The 12,753-nt window shown below is 64.7% G+C and carries 22 protein-coding genes; all 22 read left to right on the forward strand.

The features are described from left to right. Position 1 precedes the first annotated feature (1 nt). Complete coding sequence (locus BGIM_RS0134495) at positions 2-190, forward strand: hypothetical protein (protein WP_020474226.1); 189 nt, start codon at positions 2-4, stop codon at positions 188-190. Continuing rightward, on the forward strand, positions 187-840 hold the full coding sequence (locus BGIM_RS53890) for an HK97 family phage prohead protease (RefSeq protein ID WP_020474227.1): 654 nt from the start codon (positions 187-189) through the stop codon (positions 838-840). The genes BGIM_RS0134495 and BGIM_RS53890 overlap by 4 nt, the downstream gene beginning before the upstream one ends. Before the next feature lie 12 nt (positions 841-852). Beyond that, positions 853-2,112, forward strand: a complete 1,260-nt coding sequence (locus BGIM_RS0134505; protein ID WP_020474228.1) for a phage major capsid protein — start codon at positions 853-855, stop codon at positions 2,110-2,112. 68 nt (positions 2,113-2,180) lie between these two features. Continuing rightward, positions 2,181-2,609, forward strand: coding sequence for a hypothetical protein (locus tag BGIM_RS0134510; RefSeq protein WP_020474229.1), 429 nt, complete (start codon positions 2,181-2,183; stop codon positions 2,607-2,609). A gap of 54 nt (positions 2,610-2,663) precedes the next feature. Then, complete coding sequence (locus tag BGIM_RS0134515) at positions 2,664-3,200, forward strand: hypothetical protein (protein ID WP_020474230.1); 537 nt, start codon at positions 2,664-2,666, stop codon at positions 3,198-3,200. Then, positions 3,200-3,475: a spike base protein, RCAP_Rcc01079 family gene (locus BGIM_RS0134520; RefSeq protein WP_020474231.1), complete on the forward strand. Its 276-nt coding sequence runs from the start codon at positions 3,200-3,202 to the stop codon at positions 3,473-3,475. The genes BGIM_RS0134515 and BGIM_RS0134520 overlap by 1 nt, the downstream gene beginning before the upstream one ends. Positions 3,476-3,488: 13 nt before the next feature. Next, complete coding sequence (locus BGIM_RS0134525) at positions 3,489-3,788, forward strand: hypothetical protein (RefSeq protein ID WP_020474232.1); 300 nt, start codon at positions 3,489-3,491, stop codon at positions 3,786-3,788. After that, the gene (locus BGIM_RS0134530) at positions 3,789-4,415 is read left to right on the forward strand and encodes a head-tail connector protein (RefSeq protein ID WP_020474233.1); all 627 of its coding nucleotides are present in this window, start codon (positions 3,789-3,791) and stop codon (positions 4,413-4,415) included. Continuing rightward, on the forward strand, positions 4,408-4,743 hold the full coding sequence (locus BGIM_RS0134535) for a phage head closure protein (protein ID WP_169331897.1): 336 nt from the start codon (positions 4,408-4,410) through the stop codon (positions 4,741-4,743). Before BGIM_RS0134530 ends, BGIM_RS0134535 begins: the two co-directional genes overlap by 8 nt. 8 nt (positions 4,744-4,751) lie before the next feature. Beyond that, positions 4,752-5,162 carry a hypothetical protein gene (locus BGIM_RS0134540; RefSeq protein ID WP_020474235.1) on the forward strand — a complete coding sequence of 137 codons (411 nt, stop codon included), beginning with the start codon at positions 4,752-4,754 and terminating at the stop codon, positions 5,160-5,162. Positions 5,163-5,173: 11 nt separating this feature from the next. Then, entirely contained in the window at positions 5,174-5,407 is a 234-nt protein-coding gene (locus BGIM_RS0134545) for a hypothetical protein (RefSeq protein ID WP_020474236.1), read from the forward strand. Positions 5,408-5,424: 17 nt separating this feature from the next. Next, positions 5,425-6,894, forward strand: coding sequence for a beta strand repeat-containing protein (locus tag BGIM_RS0134550; RefSeq protein WP_020474237.1), 1,470 nt, complete (start codon positions 5,425-5,427; stop codon positions 6,892-6,894). After that, positions 6,891-7,160 carry a phage fiber-tail adaptor protein gene (locus tag BGIM_RS0134555; protein ID WP_020474238.1) on the forward strand — a complete coding sequence of 90 codons (270 nt, stop codon included), beginning with the start codon at positions 6,891-6,893 and terminating at the stop codon, positions 7,158-7,160. Before BGIM_RS0134550 ends, BGIM_RS0134555 begins: the two co-directional genes overlap by 4 nt. Then, positions 7,160-7,621 carry an HK97-gp10 family putative phage morphogenesis protein gene (locus BGIM_RS0134560; protein WP_020474239.1) on the forward strand — a complete coding sequence of 154 codons (462 nt, stop codon included), beginning with the start codon at positions 7,160-7,162 and terminating at the stop codon, positions 7,619-7,621. The genes BGIM_RS0134555 and BGIM_RS0134560 overlap by 1 nt, the downstream gene beginning before the upstream one ends. Continuing rightward, on the forward strand, positions 7,618-8,049 hold the full coding sequence (locus BGIM_RS0134565; RefSeq protein ID WP_020474240.1) for a DUF3168 domain-containing protein: 432 nt from the start codon (positions 7,618-7,620) through the stop codon (positions 8,047-8,049). Before BGIM_RS0134560 ends, BGIM_RS0134565 begins: the two co-directional genes overlap by 4 nt. An 18-nt stretch (positions 8,050-8,067) precedes the next feature. Further along, the gene (locus tag BGIM_RS0134570; protein ID WP_020474241.1) at positions 8,068-8,472 is read left to right on the forward strand and encodes a phage major tail protein, TP901-1 family; all 405 of its coding nucleotides are present in this window, start codon (positions 8,068-8,070) and stop codon (positions 8,470-8,472) included. Positions 8,473-8,484: 12 nt separating this feature from the next. Beyond that, positions 8,485-8,847: a hypothetical protein gene (locus tag BGIM_RS0134575; protein WP_020474242.1), complete on the forward strand. Its 363-nt coding sequence runs from the start codon at positions 8,485-8,487 to the stop codon at positions 8,845-8,847. Further along, on the forward strand, positions 8,844-9,260 hold the full coding sequence (locus BGIM_RS53895; protein WP_020474243.1) for a hypothetical protein: 417 nt from the start codon (positions 8,844-8,846) through the stop codon (positions 9,258-9,260). Before BGIM_RS0134575 ends, BGIM_RS53895 begins: the two co-directional genes overlap by 4 nt. Before the next feature lie 144 nt (positions 9,261-9,404). Then, the gene (locus BGIM_RS53900) at positions 9,405-11,153 is read left to right on the forward strand and encodes a hypothetical protein (RefSeq protein WP_020474245.1); all 1,749 of its coding nucleotides are present in this window, start codon (positions 9,405-9,407) and stop codon (positions 11,151-11,153) included. Then, positions 11,150-11,755, forward strand: a complete 606-nt coding sequence (locus BGIM_RS58775; protein WP_020474246.1) for a hypothetical protein — start codon at positions 11,150-11,152, stop codon at positions 11,753-11,755. The genes BGIM_RS53900 and BGIM_RS58775 overlap by 4 nt, the downstream gene beginning before the upstream one ends. Next, the gene (locus BGIM_RS0134600; RefSeq protein ID WP_020474247.1) at positions 11,756-12,319 is read left to right on the forward strand and encodes a hypothetical protein; all 564 of its coding nucleotides are present in this window, start codon (positions 11,756-11,758) and stop codon (positions 12,317-12,319) included. Next, entirely contained in the window at positions 12,316-12,711 is a 396-nt protein-coding gene (locus BGIM_RS53910; RefSeq protein WP_063607940.1) for a DUF6950 family protein, read from the forward strand. Before BGIM_RS0134600 ends, BGIM_RS53910 begins: the two co-directional genes overlap by 4 nt. The last annotated feature ends 42 nt before the right edge of the window (positions 12,712-12,753 follow it).

Below are 12,753 nucleotides of genomic sequence, written 5' to 3' on the forward strand. Positions count from 1 at the left end.
CATGACCATCAAGGACGAAGACCAAGTGCGCGCCTGGTGCGTTGACTACGCCCTGCGCACCAAGCCCGTCACGCCCCGCACCAAACCCGAATCTGTCATCGCATACGCCAAGAAGTTCGAGGCCTACATCACGGCCCGCCCCGCCTGCGAGATCACATTGCTCCCCGCCAAGCGAAAGAATCGCCCATGACCCTGGAACAAAAGCACATCGAACTGACCGAGTTCGAGGTCAAGTTCGCCGACAACGGCGTCGCCACCATCGAAGGCTACGCCTCCACCTTCGGCAACACCGACAACCAGAACGACATCGTCATGCCCGGCGCGTTCAAGGACTCGCTCGCCGCCCGCATGCCCAAGATGCTGTACCAGCACGACCAGCACCGCCTCCCCGGCATCTGGGAGCGCGGGGCTGAGGACAGCAAAGGCCTCATCCTCGCCGGGAAGACGCTCAACACCACTTTAGGCCGCGACGTGGCCGAGGAGGTCCGCAGCGGCGCCATCACCCAGATGAGCATCGGCTACTCGCCCACCAAGGCGAGCTTCGACAAGGCCAAGGGCGTGCGCCGGCTGGAACAGGTCAAGCTGTGGGAGACGTCCCTCGTGACGTTCCCGGCCAACGAACAAGCCCTGATTACCCGCGTGAAGGCCGACCGGCCGCAGACCATCCGGGAATTAGAGGAATACCTCCGGGAGGGAGGTTTCAGCCAGAAGGACGCGACCACCGTCGCCCTGCACGGCTTCAAAGCGCTTGCGACTCAGGGGGAGCCTGACGAGGAGATGCTCACGCGACTGGCCGAGCGGCTCGACCGCTTCGCCGCCCACATCAACCCAACCACTTAAAGGAGCATCCGCATGGACGCACAACTCACCCAGAAGATGGAGAACGCGATGAACGCGTTCGAGACCTTCAAATCCGACCTGACCCCCAAGCTCGACAAGCTGGACGCCTTCGACGCGGGCAAGCTCGCCACGCTCGAAAAGGCGATGGGCGACGCCATCGAACTGACCCAGAAGGAAGCCGGGGCCCGCAAGGCGCTGGAAGACCAGGTGAAGGCGATGGAAACCGCCCTGAGCCGCCCGGCCGCGTCGAACCCCGCCACCGACGAGAAGGCCTTCCGCGCCAAGTCGAAGAAGCTGTTCAACGAGTTCGCCCGCCAGAAGGACGACGCCAACAAGCAGTACTTCGACGTGTTCCTGGAGAAGCGCGCCGAAACCGACCCCGAGGTGAAAACCCTCTCGGCCGGCAGTGACCCGAACGGCGGCTACCTGGTGATGCCGGAAATGGGCGGGGTCATCCAGACCTACGTCTACGAAAGCTCGCCGATTCGCCAGCTCGCCTCCGTCACCTCCATCGGCACCGACACGCTGGAGTACATCCTCGACAACGACGCCAACACGTCCGGCTGGGTCGGCGAACAGACCGCCCGCACCGCGACGGCCACCCCGACGCTCGGCAAGCTGACCATCTACGTGAACGAACTCTACTCCAACCCGCCCGTCACCCAGAAGCTGCTCGACGACGCGCAGTTCGACGTGGAAGGCTGGCTGTCCCGCAAGGTCGCGGAAGAGTTCGGCCGCAAGGAGGCGACCGCCTTCGTGTCCGGCAGCGGCGTGAACCAGCCCAAGGGCATCATGAGCTACACCTCCGGCACGACCGTGGCATCCCAGCAGATCGAGCAGGTGGTGTCCGGCTCGGCCAGCACCTTCACTTACGACGGGTTGGTCAACCTCCAGAACGCCCTGAAGGAAGAGTACCAGTCCAACGCCTCGTTCCTGATTCGCCGGGCCAGCAACAGCTACCTGATGCTCATCAAGGACGGCGAGGGCCGCCCCATCTTCAATATGTCGTTCGACAAGAACGTCGGCCTCCAGCCCACTCTCATGGGCCAGCCGGTGTACTTCGCGGCCGACGTGGCGGCGGTGGCGAGCAACGCCTTGGCGATGGCCTACGGCGACTTCCGCAGGGCCTACCAGATCGTGGACCGCTCCGGCATCCGCGTGCTGCGCGACCCCTACACGAGCAAGCCGAACGTGCTGTTCTACACCACGAAACGGGTAGGCGGCGCCGTCGTGAATTTTGAAGCGATCAAGATCGGCAAAATCTCGACGTAACCACGGCTCAGGTCATTGCCCCGGCGCAAGTCGGGGCATTTCCCCACACATTCAGAAGGAATCATCCCATGCGTCAAGACCTACACAACAACATCCAGGTGCTTTCGGTGTTCGACCCGATTGACTTGGGCACCGGCAACACGGCCAAGGTGGGCGAGATCATAGACCGCCAGAACGCCAACGCCCTGGAGTTCATCATCCAGACCGGCTCCCTCGCGGACACCGACGCCACCTTCACCGTCCTGGTGGAGGACGGCGACGCCTCCGACCTGTCTGGCGGCGCGGCGGTGGACGACACCTACCTTCTCGGCACGGAAGCCGGGGCGTCGTTCATCTTCTCCGACGACAACAAGATCGCCAAGATCGGCTACATCGGCGACAAGCGCTACGTGCGCCTGACGGTGACGCCGGCCAACAACACGGGCGCGGTCCTGATCTCGGCGTGCGCCATCCTCGGCAGCCTGCGCGCCGCCCCGAACACGACCCAACTGGCGTAATTAACCGCGGGGAGGGCTGAAAGGCTCTCCCCGTTCTTTCCCAAGGAGGGGAACATGGCTTCATACACCACAACGATTTACAAGGAAGACGGCGCCCAGACTATTGCCGGAACCCAGACCATCTCCGGCACGCAGAACATTACCGGAACCCGCAAACGGGGCGGCATCGCCGTTAGTGACGTTGTTTGGGTCGATGTGACCTGCACCGCCACGCTGCTCGACGCCTCCACGGGCACGGGCAAGGTCAACGTCATCGCGGCGGGCACGGGGGCCAACGCCACCGACCAGTACAAGATTCGCAACATCCGCTTGATCGGCGGCGGCACCAACTTCGGCGCGGGCGGTGACCGCCTGCTCGGCCTGACCGACGGCACGACCGTCTGGACGACCGTGGCCAACGCCGACATCGAATCGGCTCCGTCAGCCACGCTGGACTGGGGCAACACCAAAGTCCCGTTCCTGACCGGCACCTCCGACACCGCCTCGGTCGCAGGGGCGCAGATTTACTTCCAATACTCCGGCGGAACCCCGGCGACCCCTCACACCACCGGATCGATCAAGTTCTCGGTGTGCCTTGAGAAGGTCGCCTAATGCCGGTCGTCGCGACGGACGACTACGGCAGCGCCAGCAGCGGCCTCGTCGCCCCCTACGCGCATGCGGCCGTCCTCACCAAGAGTGACACGGACGAACTGACCAAGGTGTCCCGCGCCCTCTACGTCGGGGGCACGGGCAACATCAACGTCGTCACCGCCGCCGGGGAAACGGTTCTCTTCAGCGCCATCCCCGTGGGGACGCTGCTGCCGATCCGCATCAAGCAACTGCTCAGCACGAACACCACGGCCACGCTTGTCGTGGCGCTGTGGTAGGAAAGGACTCCGCATGAAACATTACCGCATCCTGAAAGACTTCAACGGCTCGCAGGACGGCCACGACTTCCACAAGTTCATTGCCGGCGCGACCGTCCCCTTGTCCAACGACTTGGCGGCCATTGCCGTCAAAGAAGGCTGGGCCGAATTGGCGACTCTGGAAGCAATCGTCGCCGAAGTTGTCGGACTCGACGCTCCCGTTCCGGACGGCAAGCTCAACGAGGTTCTGACGATTAGCCCGGATGACCGCGAGACGAAAATCGTGCCCCCCGAAGAACCCAAGCCCTCCAAGTTCAAAAAGGGCAAAAAGTAATTGCGCCGCAGCGTCCGCGTCACCATTCGCCCCGCCGCCGAACCCGTTACGCTGGGCGAGGCCAGGGCTTACGCCAAGATTGACGGCACGGACGACGACCCGTTAATCGCCAGCCTCATCACCGCCGCCACCGAAGCGGCCGAGCAGCACCTTCGCCGGGCGATCATCTCGCAGACGCTGACGCTGACACTCGACCCCCAGCCGAGCGGATGCTACTACAACCTGCCCGCCGGGGTGTACGACCTGCCCGTCTCGGCCCTGTACGGCTCGCTGCCGACGCAGATCGAACTGCCCAAAGGCCCGGTGTCCTCCATTACCTCCGTCACCACCTACGACGAAGACGGAAACGCCACGGTCATGTCGGCCAGCGGGTATTTCCTGTCCGGCGACCGCTTCGCCCTGAAATCCATGTCCGTGTGGCCGGTCAACCTCCGCAGCATGGGGGCCTTGGAGATCGCGTATGTCGCGGGCTTCGGCCCGGCCGCGAGCGACGTGCCGCAGCCCGTCAAAACCGCCATCCTCATGCACGTCCAGCGCATGTACGACGAGCGCATTGTCTGCGAGATGCCTGAAAGCTGTGCGACGCTGCTCCGGCACTACCGCGTGATGGACGGCCTCGGTGCCTAAGTGCGGCAAATACGCGCCGGGCAAGATGGACAAGCGGGTCGCGATCCAGTCCGTCACCCGCGTTTCCGACGGCCAGGGCGGCTTCACCGACAGTTGGGCCACCGACGCGACCGTGTGGGCGAACGTCAACCCGACCAAGGGCTGGGAGAAGTTCCAGGCCCAACAGACCCAGACGCCCGTCACGCACAAGATCACCATCCGCTACCGCAGCGGCATCACCACGAAACAACGCGTCCTCTTCGGCTCCCGCGTCTTCAACATCAAGGAAGCGCTGAACCCGGACGAGGCGAACGCCTTTCTCGAACTCCAAGCCATCGAACAACAGTGAGGTAACACATGGCGTCCAACCTGAAATTCACCACGGCCCTCCGCAACGCCCGCGGGGACGCCATCACCACCACCGCCGGCAACAGCGGCTTCATCAAGCTCTACACCGGCACGCAGACGACCGACGCCAACACGGCCCTCGGCGCCCAGACCCTGCTCGCCACCCTGACGCTCAACGCCACCTTCGCCGGGTCCACATCGTCCGGCGTGCTGACGCTCAACGCCATCACCAGCGACACCAACGCCGCCGCGACCGGCACCGCGACGTGGTTTCGCATGCTCAAGTCCAACGGCACCACCGTCGTCATGGACGGCAGCGTCGGCACGTCCGGCGCCGACTTGAATCTGAACACCACGAGCATCGTGTCGGGGGCGACCGTCGCCTGCACCAGCGCCGTGTTCACCGAAGGCAACGCGTAAGGAGACTCCTCATGGACAAGAAAACCCTGTTAGTAACCGCGATTTCAGCCGATCCGGCCTTCGTCACCGAAGTCTCGGACAACTGCTTCGACACCTTCATCACCCGCCTTGGCAAGGACGGGGAAGAAACCGTCGTCACCGCCGAATACCGCGTGTGGACGGTGGAGGAAGCCGAGGCAGAGGGCTACACCGCCGGGGGCATCGACACGGCCGACCCGACGCTCAAGGCCTACCGCATCTTCTAATTCAGCGTAGGTAGGAGGTGACTACCGACACCTTCACGTCCGGCTCCGGCAACTGGACCGTCCCGGTTGGCGTCACCACCGTCGCCATTGAAGTCTGGGGGCCGGGCGGGCCGGGCGCCGACGGCGCGGCCGCGAACTACGGCGGCGGCGGCAGCGGCACCAAGAACGGCGGCGACAGCGCGGCCGGGCAGGTCAGCTTCACCTACACGGCCAGCGGCGCCACCGGCACGCTCGCAGCCACCACATCGAATACGACACTGGCTTCCAGTGGCGCCGAAACCTTCACGGGAACCTTGGCGGCCAGCACGGCGGCCACGATTATTGCGGCAACCGGATGGGCCTCGGCAACCGGCACACTCGCGGCGACGACTGGAAACACTTCAGCGGCTCTCGTCGGGAAGGAAACCTTCACCGGCACGCTGTCCGGCGCCACGGGCGCCACCACACTTGCGGCATCGGTAACCGAATCCTTTACCGGAACACTATCGGCATCAACCGGAGCGACGACCTTAGCTTCCACCGGCTGGGCATCGGCAACGGGCACGCTCGCAGCCACCACGGGGAATGCCGGCCTTGCGGCATCTGGAGCGGAGCGGTTCACCGGAACGATTGCCTCAACGACATCGGATACCACTCTCGCCTGCACCGGCTGGGCGTCCGCAACGGGAACTCTTGCCGCGACGACGAGTGCCACGACACTGGCCGCCAGCGGGACAGAGACGTTCACCGGCACACTCGCAGCGACCACGGGGGCAACCTCCCTCACCGCGTCGGGCTGGACGACTATCACCAGCACGCTGGCGGCAACGACCGGCAACACCACGCTGGCCGCGTCCGGCACCGCCACCGCAGGCGGGACCGTCAGCGGAACACTATCGGCAACTACGTCGGCAACCACGCTAGCCGCCTCGGGAGTGGAAACACTCACCGGGACGATCGGCGCCATAACGGGAGCCGTCACATTGTCGGCGGTGGGAGCCGAGAGGTTCACCGGCGCGCTTGCTGCGACAACCGCGAATACAGCCTTATCCGCATCCGGGGCCGAACGGTTCACGGGTACGCTGACCGCGACAACGGCCAACGCCTCGGCAGGCATCAGCGGATCGGAAATCCTCACCGGCACGCTCGCGGGAACGACATCGAACACCACGCTTTCGGCCAGTGGCGCCGAATCCTTCACCGGCAGCCTGTCCGCGACGACCGGGGCAACCAGCCTCGCGGCGGGCGGCACGGAAATCCTGACCGGGACGCTTTCAGCCACCACCGGCCAGACGAGCCTGAATGCCAGCGGCGCCGTATCGGTCGCGACGCTCACGCCCTCCGGCCTGAACGTCGTCACCGTCCCGGCCGAGACCCGAACCGTCATCGTCGGCCCCGAAAACCGCGTGCTGACGCCGGCCAACGACAACCGCACCGCCGCCGTGGCGGCCGACGACCGAACCCTAACCGTAGCGAGTGAAACCCGAGTGACCCGAGTGGCGGCATGAGCGCATCGTTCAACAAAGACCCCTCCGCGCGGAAGGACTATCAGGTCGATTGGGCCGCGTGGCTCGTCAGCGACACCATTTCGGCCGTCGTCTGGACCGTGCCGGCCGGCCTGACCAATTACGCCACGAGCAACACCACCACCTCGGCCACCATCTGGCTGTCCGGCGGCACGCACGGGACCAACTACCTCGTCACCTGCCAGATTACCACCGCCGGGGGCCGCATCGAGCAGCAGAGTTTCACGATTCAGTGCCGGGACCAGTGATGGATTTTAGCGTCAAGATCGAAGGGCTGGACAAGCTCGCGCAGAGCAGCGACTTGATAAAGGCGAGGGGCAAGAACGAGATCGAGAAGGCGCTTTACGTCAGCGGAAAACGGGTGGAGAAAACGGCCAAAGAGTCCATTCAAGACGGCGAGGGCAAGCGTGGCGGCCGGTTTTACAAGCGGGGCAACATATTGCACCAAGCCTCCGCTCCCGGCGAACCACCCTCAACAGACACCGGGCGGCTGGTCAACTCGATCAACACCTACCTGAACCGCGCCGCCGGAGGCTTGGAAGCCTTTGTCACCGCCGGACGCGGCACCGTCAATTACGCGTATTTGTTGGAATTCGGAACCCGCCTGATGGCGGCCCGCCCGTTCATGGCCCCGGCCTTGGAAAAGAACAAGGCGTGGATCTTGGCCCGTCTTCAAGCAGCCATGCGCAAGGCTTTGAGCGGCAAATGAGCAGCCCGGACAACGCCCTGCAAAAAGGCGTCTACGACCGCCTCGTCGGCTATTCGCCCCTGACGACCGCGCTCGGCGGCCCGAAGGTCTACGACCACGTCCCGCAGGGAACCGACGCCCCTTATGTGGTGATCGGCGACGACACCGCGTTGGATTGGGACACGAAGGACAAGGCGGGCTGGGAGTTCACCCTCACAGTGCATTGCTGGGATTTCGCGGCGTCGGGCCGCAAGTCCGTCAAGGCGCTGCTCGGCTTCATTTACGACGCCCTGCACCAGCAGGAGGACACCATCACCGTCGCCGGCTTTGCCCTCGTGCAGATTCGCCGCGAGTTCCAGACCTCGTTCCAGGAAACGGCCGTCGAGGGCGACTCGGACAGTTATTACCACGGCGTCGCCCGCTACCGGGCCGTCGTCCAAGACATTTAACCCCCAAGGAGGACAACCATGTCAGCACAGAAAGGCAGGAACTTCCTGCTCAAGCAAGGAACGGCGACCGGCGGCACCACGCTCGCCGGCATGCGGGTCACCGGCCTGACCGTCAACAACGAGCAGGTCGATGTCACCAACAAGGACTCCGGCGGCTGGCGCACCCTGCTCGAAGGGGCCGGGACGCAGTCGATGGACATCTCCGTCGAGGGCGTGTTCACCAACGCCGTCGTCGAACACACCGTTCGCGGCTACGCCCTGGCCAACAATATCAGCGCCTTCGGCCTGCTGTTCCCGGACGGCGACTACATCGACGGCACGTGGGCCATCTCCAACTACCAGCGCTCCGGCTCGTTCAACGGCGAGGAGACGTACAGCATGACGCTCCAGTCGTCCGGCCAGCCCACCTACACCAGCGCGTAAAGGAGCAATCACATGGCAGTTTTATCCGTTCAGACCGCCGTCTTCGGCGGCCTCAGCTACACCTCGGCGGCGGCGTCCACGGCCGACAGTTTCGCCAACGACGGCAAGACCTTTCTGCTGTTTACCAACGCGAACGCCTCGGCCCGCACCCTCACCATCGCCGCCAACGACGCGGAGAAGCCCGGCTTCGGCACCATCGTCACCCCGGACACCGTCGTCAGCCTCCCCGGCAGCGGCACGAACGGCGGCCTCATGGCCGTCGGCCCGTTCCCGACCGAGCGGTTCAACGACCCGTCCACCGGCCGGGTCAGCTACACCATCGACGTGGTGACCGGCCTGACCGTGGCGGCGATCAAGCTGGCGACCTACGCATGACGTTTGACCTCGCCCGCCCCCGCTACACGCTCCCGCTCGGCGACAAGACGCACGAACTAATCGGCACGATGGAGATGATTGAAGCCGTCGAGTACGCCCTCAAGAAGGGGGCCTCGGAAATCACCGTCGAGGTGGTCAACGGCATGCCCTCGCACGAACTGGCCCGCCTCCTCGCCGCCATCCTCACCGCGTGCGGGGAGAAGACAACCCCGGCCCGCATGGCCGACCTGCTCTGGACCGAGATCGGGATTGCCGGGGCGGCCAACACCACCCTGCGCATGCACCTGTACGCCTTCCTCGGCATCTGCCTCGCCCCCCCGCTCGACCGGGAGAAAAGGGCCGGGGAGATGGGGGAGTTACTCGGGAAGCTCGGCGGGGCTTCCCCTGGAAAAGCTACCAAGAAACGTGCTTAGGCTGCCTCAACTGGCAGCCGTCGGAGTTCTGGAAGGCGACCACTTGGGACGTGATGCGGGCGTGCGCCGGCCGCAGCCGCACGACCAGCGCCAGCCGTCTTACCGAAGATGATGTCAACGAACTGAGAAGGATGATCGACGAAGATGGCTGATCTCGGTGAACTGGTGGTCCGCATCCGCGCCGACGCCGCCCAATTGGAGAGTGAACTGAAGCGCGTCCAAGGCGTGACGCAGGACCAGACGAGCAAAATGACCAAGTCGTTCCGCAGCCTGCACGACCAGTTGATCGACCTCGCCCCGGCGTTCAGCCTCGCCGCCCTCGTCGCCTTCGGCCGCTCGGCCATCGAGCAGGCCGACCACATCAACGACCTCGGCCAGCGAATCGGCTTCGTCGGCAGCACGCTGTCGGCGCTCAACATCCCGCTGCGGCAGTCCGGCTCCAACCTCGATGAATTCGCGGGGGCGATGGTGCGCATGAACAACGCCCTCGGCGAGGCGAAGAACAACCCGCAGATGATTAAAACCTTTGACGACCTGCACCTGTCGATCACCAAGCTGGAGCAATTGTCGCCGGAAGAGCAGTTCAACGCCATCGCGCAGGCCCTGAACGGCATCGACAACCAGAGCCAGTTCACGTCGCTCGGCATCAATATTTTCGGCCGCTCGTTCGCCGTCCTGGCCCCGCTGATCCGGCAGGCGGGCGGCGACATGAAGGCGTTCACCGAGGAGCAGAAAAAGGCGGGCAACGCCCTCACGGACGAACAACTGAAGCGGATCGACGAGTTCGGCGACAAGTGGACCGAGACGGTCGAAAAGTTGAAGCTGTCAATGACGGACGCCTTGCCCGCCCTCCAACTCTACCTCGACGGCCTCGCCGGAATCCTTAACCTGCCGGGCAACGCGGTGGACTTCGGCCGCCAGATCGGACTGGCCATCAACGGCAACCTCCCGAGCAACGTCTCCCGGAGCCGCCCGAACACCGTGGACGCGGCGACCGTCGTCAGCGGCTACACGCTGGACGCCAAGGGCAATCTGGTCAAAGCCAACCAAGCCGCCGGGACTAACGCCGGGCTGCTAAAAAGCTCCAGCGACGCCAAGAAGCAGGAGGCCGAGGACTACGACAAGGTCAACGACTCCCTTGACGAGTACATCCGCAAGATGGAGATGGAAAACGACCTGATCGGGCTGAATGAGCGGGACCGCAAGGGCATGGAAGCCGTCATGGAGGCCCAGAACCTCGCCATGAAGGACGGCAACATCCTCACCGAGGAGCAGATCGCCAAGATCAAAGGGCTGTCCGAAGCGCAGTACGACCTGAGCGAGAAAATGCGGGACGCGGAGACTGACGCCAAACGCATGCGCGAGAACTTGGTGGACGGGCTGACCGACATCGCCTTGCATTTTGACAACGCGGGCGACGCGGCCAAGAAATTCTTCGAGACCATCGCGTCCCAAATACTGACCAAGAAACTCACCACGCCCATCGCCGACGCGGCGGGCGGGCTGCTGAACAGCCTGATCGGCGGCATCGGCAAAGGCGGCATCGGGCAGGTCGTTGACAACATCGGCGCCTACGCCGGGCTGAACGAGAGCTACGGCCCGCCGATGCAAGGCTATGCGTCCGGCGGCAGGCCTCCTCTCGGGGTTCCAAGCATCGTCGGCGAGAACGGCCCGGAACTGTTCGTGCCCGACACGGCGGGAACTGTCGTCCCGAACGGCAAACTGGGTGGGGGAAGTGTGAACGTCAGCAACACCTGGAACATCGGCGACGGCGTGACCCACGCGCAACTCGCCAGCCTCATCCCGTACATCGAGCAGCGGACCCGCGCCAGCGTGTTCGCGGAGATTGAACGGGGCGGGAAGGCCGCCAGCATTGTGGGCCGCAAGTCATGACCATTTACATGCCCGCCTCGCCGGGCTTCACCGCCTGCCGCTTCGGGCTGGAGACAAATACGCAGAAGTGGGAAAGCCCGCTCACGAAGAATGTCCAGCGCGTCCTTTTGGGCGGCGGCCGGTGGATGGCAACGTACACGCTCCCCCGCATGAACCGCAGCGACGCGGCCTACTGGCAGGCGTTCCTCATGCAACTCGAAGGCGGGGTGAACACCTTCTACGGATTCGACCCCGACGCCCGCAATCCGAGGGGAGTCGCCACCGGCACGCCGCTGGTCAAGGGAGCAAGCCAGACCGGCAGCACGCTGCTGATCGACGGCTGCACCGCCAACGTCACGGGCTGGCTCATGCCGGGGGATTACTTCGCCTGCAACGGCCAGATGCACATGATTACGACCCGCGCCGACACCAACGGCAGCGGGGAGACGACGCTCAACTTCAAAGCCGCCATGCGGAACAGCCCCGCCGACAACGCCGTGGTGACCGTGCGCGACACGACCTGCACGATGATTTTGACCGACGACAACCAGACCGTCTGGCAGACCGGGACGCGGCTGGGGATTTATGAGGGGATGAGTTTTTCAGGGGTGGAGGTTTTCTAAATGACCCGCAGCATCGACACCGCCACGGAGGCCGCCTCGCAAGACGCGGCCATCCACCCCGTCCTGTTCGTGGAACTCCTCTTCGACAGTGGCCCCGTCCGCTTCCACAGCGAACTCGGCACGCTCGCCTTCGGCGGCAACGACTTCACCGGCACCGGCCGCTTGGGCGGCATATCCCAAGTGGACGAGGACACGGAACTCGCCCGCACACCGCTGACGCTCACGCTGGGCGGCATCCCGTCCGACATGATTAGCGTCGTGCTGAACGAACATTATCAGGGTCGCCGCGCCACGCTGTACGTCGGCTACCTCGACCTGACCACCCGCGTCCTCGTGGCCGACCCGATCATTCTGTACCGCGGCCGCATGGACACGCCCACGGTATCGCAGGGAAGCGAACTTAACATCACGTTGAACGTCGAGAGCCGCTTCTCCGCGTGGGACCGGCCCAACGTCTCCCGCTACAACAACGCCGACCAGCAAGCCCGCCATCCGGGCGACAGAGGCTTGGAGTACGTCGAGCAGACCACCGACCGCCAGATCAACTGGGGCGTCGCCGGGTGAGGGCCGAGGGCTGGGAATCCATGCTGGCGACCCGCATCCAGCAGGCTTATCACGTCCCGTTCCAGTGGGGCGAACACGACTGCGCCCTGTGGTGCGCGGATTGGGTGTTTGAGGCCACCGGCGCCGACCTCCTGTCCGACTGGCGGGGCAAGTACAAGACCGCAGCAGGGGCCGCCCGCCTGATGAAACGGCGCAAGTTTTCGGGCGTGGCCGCCATCGCCGCCAAGCATCTTCCCGAGATCAACCCGGCAATGGCCAAAAGGGGCGACATTCTGCTCCACCCGGACGGCTCGCTCGGCGTCTGCTACGGCCGCCACGGCTTCTTCCTCACCCCGGATTCCGTCACCACGATCCCCGTGGGCGCCTGCCCGCGCGCGTGGGCCGTCGAGTAAATGCCCGCCGTCGTCCCGCTCGTCGCCGCCGCCGCCGGGTAC

Origin of the sequence: Zavarzinella formosa DSM 19928 (assembly GCF_000255705.1) — a bacterium.
GTDB classification, from domain to species: domain Bacteria; phylum Planctomycetota; class Planctomycetia; order Gemmatales; family Gemmataceae; genus Zavarzinella; species Zavarzinella formosa.

Excerpts from the sequence above, each read along its gene's own strand:
- BGIM_RS0134560 (WP_020474239.1), top strand. The coding sequence starts at position 7,160 with ATGGATTTTAGCGTCAAGATCGAAGGGCTGGACAAGCTCGCGCAGAGC.
- BGIM_RS0134570 (WP_020474241.1), top strand. The coding sequence starts at position 8,068 with ATGTCAGCACAGAAAGGCAGGAACTTCCTGCTCAAGCAAGGAACGGCG.
- BGIM_RS58775 (WP_020474246.1), top strand. The coding sequence starts at position 11,150 with ATGACCATTTACATGCCCGCCTCGCCGGGCTTCACCGCCTGCCGCTTC.
- BGIM_RS0134515 (WP_020474230.1), top strand. The coding sequence starts at position 2,664 with ATGGCTTCATACACCACAACGATTTACAAGGAAGACGGCGCCCAGACT.
- BGIM_RS0134575 (WP_020474242.1), top strand. The coding sequence starts at position 8,485 with ATGGCAGTTTTATCCGTTCAGACCGCCGTCTTCGGCGGCCTCAGCTAC.
- BGIM_RS0134510 (WP_020474229.1), top strand. The coding sequence starts at position 2,181 with ATGCGTCAAGACCTACACAACAACATCCAGGTGCTTTCGGTGTTCGAC.
- BGIM_RS53900 (WP_020474245.1), top strand. The coding sequence starts at position 9,405 with ATGGCTGATCTCGGTGAACTGGTGGTCCGCATCCGCGCCGACGCCGCC.
- BGIM_RS0134540 (WP_020474235.1), top strand. The coding sequence starts at position 4,752 with ATGGCGTCCAACCTGAAATTCACCACGGCCCTCCGCAACGCCCGCGGG.
- BGIM_RS53890 (WP_020474227.1), top strand. The coding sequence starts at position 187 with ATGACCCTGGAACAAAAGCACATCGAACTGACCGAGTTCGAGGTCAAG.
- BGIM_RS0134505 (WP_020474228.1), top strand. The coding sequence starts at position 853 with ATGGACGCACAACTCACCCAGAAGATGGAGAACGCGATGAACGCGTTC.
- BGIM_RS53895 (WP_020474243.1), top strand. The coding sequence starts at position 8,844 with ATGACGTTTGACCTCGCCCGCCCCCGCTACACGCTCCCGCTCGGCGAC.
- BGIM_RS0134495 (WP_020474226.1), top strand. The coding sequence starts at position 2 with ATGACCATCAAGGACGAAGACCAAGTGCGCGCCTGGTGCGTTGACTAC.
- BGIM_RS0134545 (WP_020474236.1), top strand. The coding sequence starts at position 5,174 with ATGGACAAGAAAACCCTGTTAGTAACCGCGATTTCAGCCGATCCGGCC.
- BGIM_RS0134565 (WP_020474240.1), top strand. The coding sequence starts at position 7,618 with ATGAGCAGCCCGGACAACGCCCTGCAAAAAGGCGTCTACGACCGCCTC.
- BGIM_RS0134600 (WP_020474247.1), top strand. The coding sequence starts at position 11,756 with ATGACCCGCAGCATCGACACCGCCACGGAGGCCGCCTCGCAAGACGCG.
- BGIM_RS0134555 (WP_020474238.1), top strand. The coding sequence starts at position 6,891 with ATGAGCGCATCGTTCAACAAAGACCCCTCCGCGCGGAAGGACTATCAG.
- BGIM_RS0134520 (WP_020474231.1), top strand. The coding sequence starts at position 3,200 with ATGCCGGTCGTCGCGACGGACGACTACGGCAGCGCCAGCAGCGGCCTC.
- BGIM_RS0134525 (WP_020474232.1), top strand. The coding sequence starts at position 3,489 with ATGAAACATTACCGCATCCTGAAAGACTTCAACGGCTCGCAGGACGGC.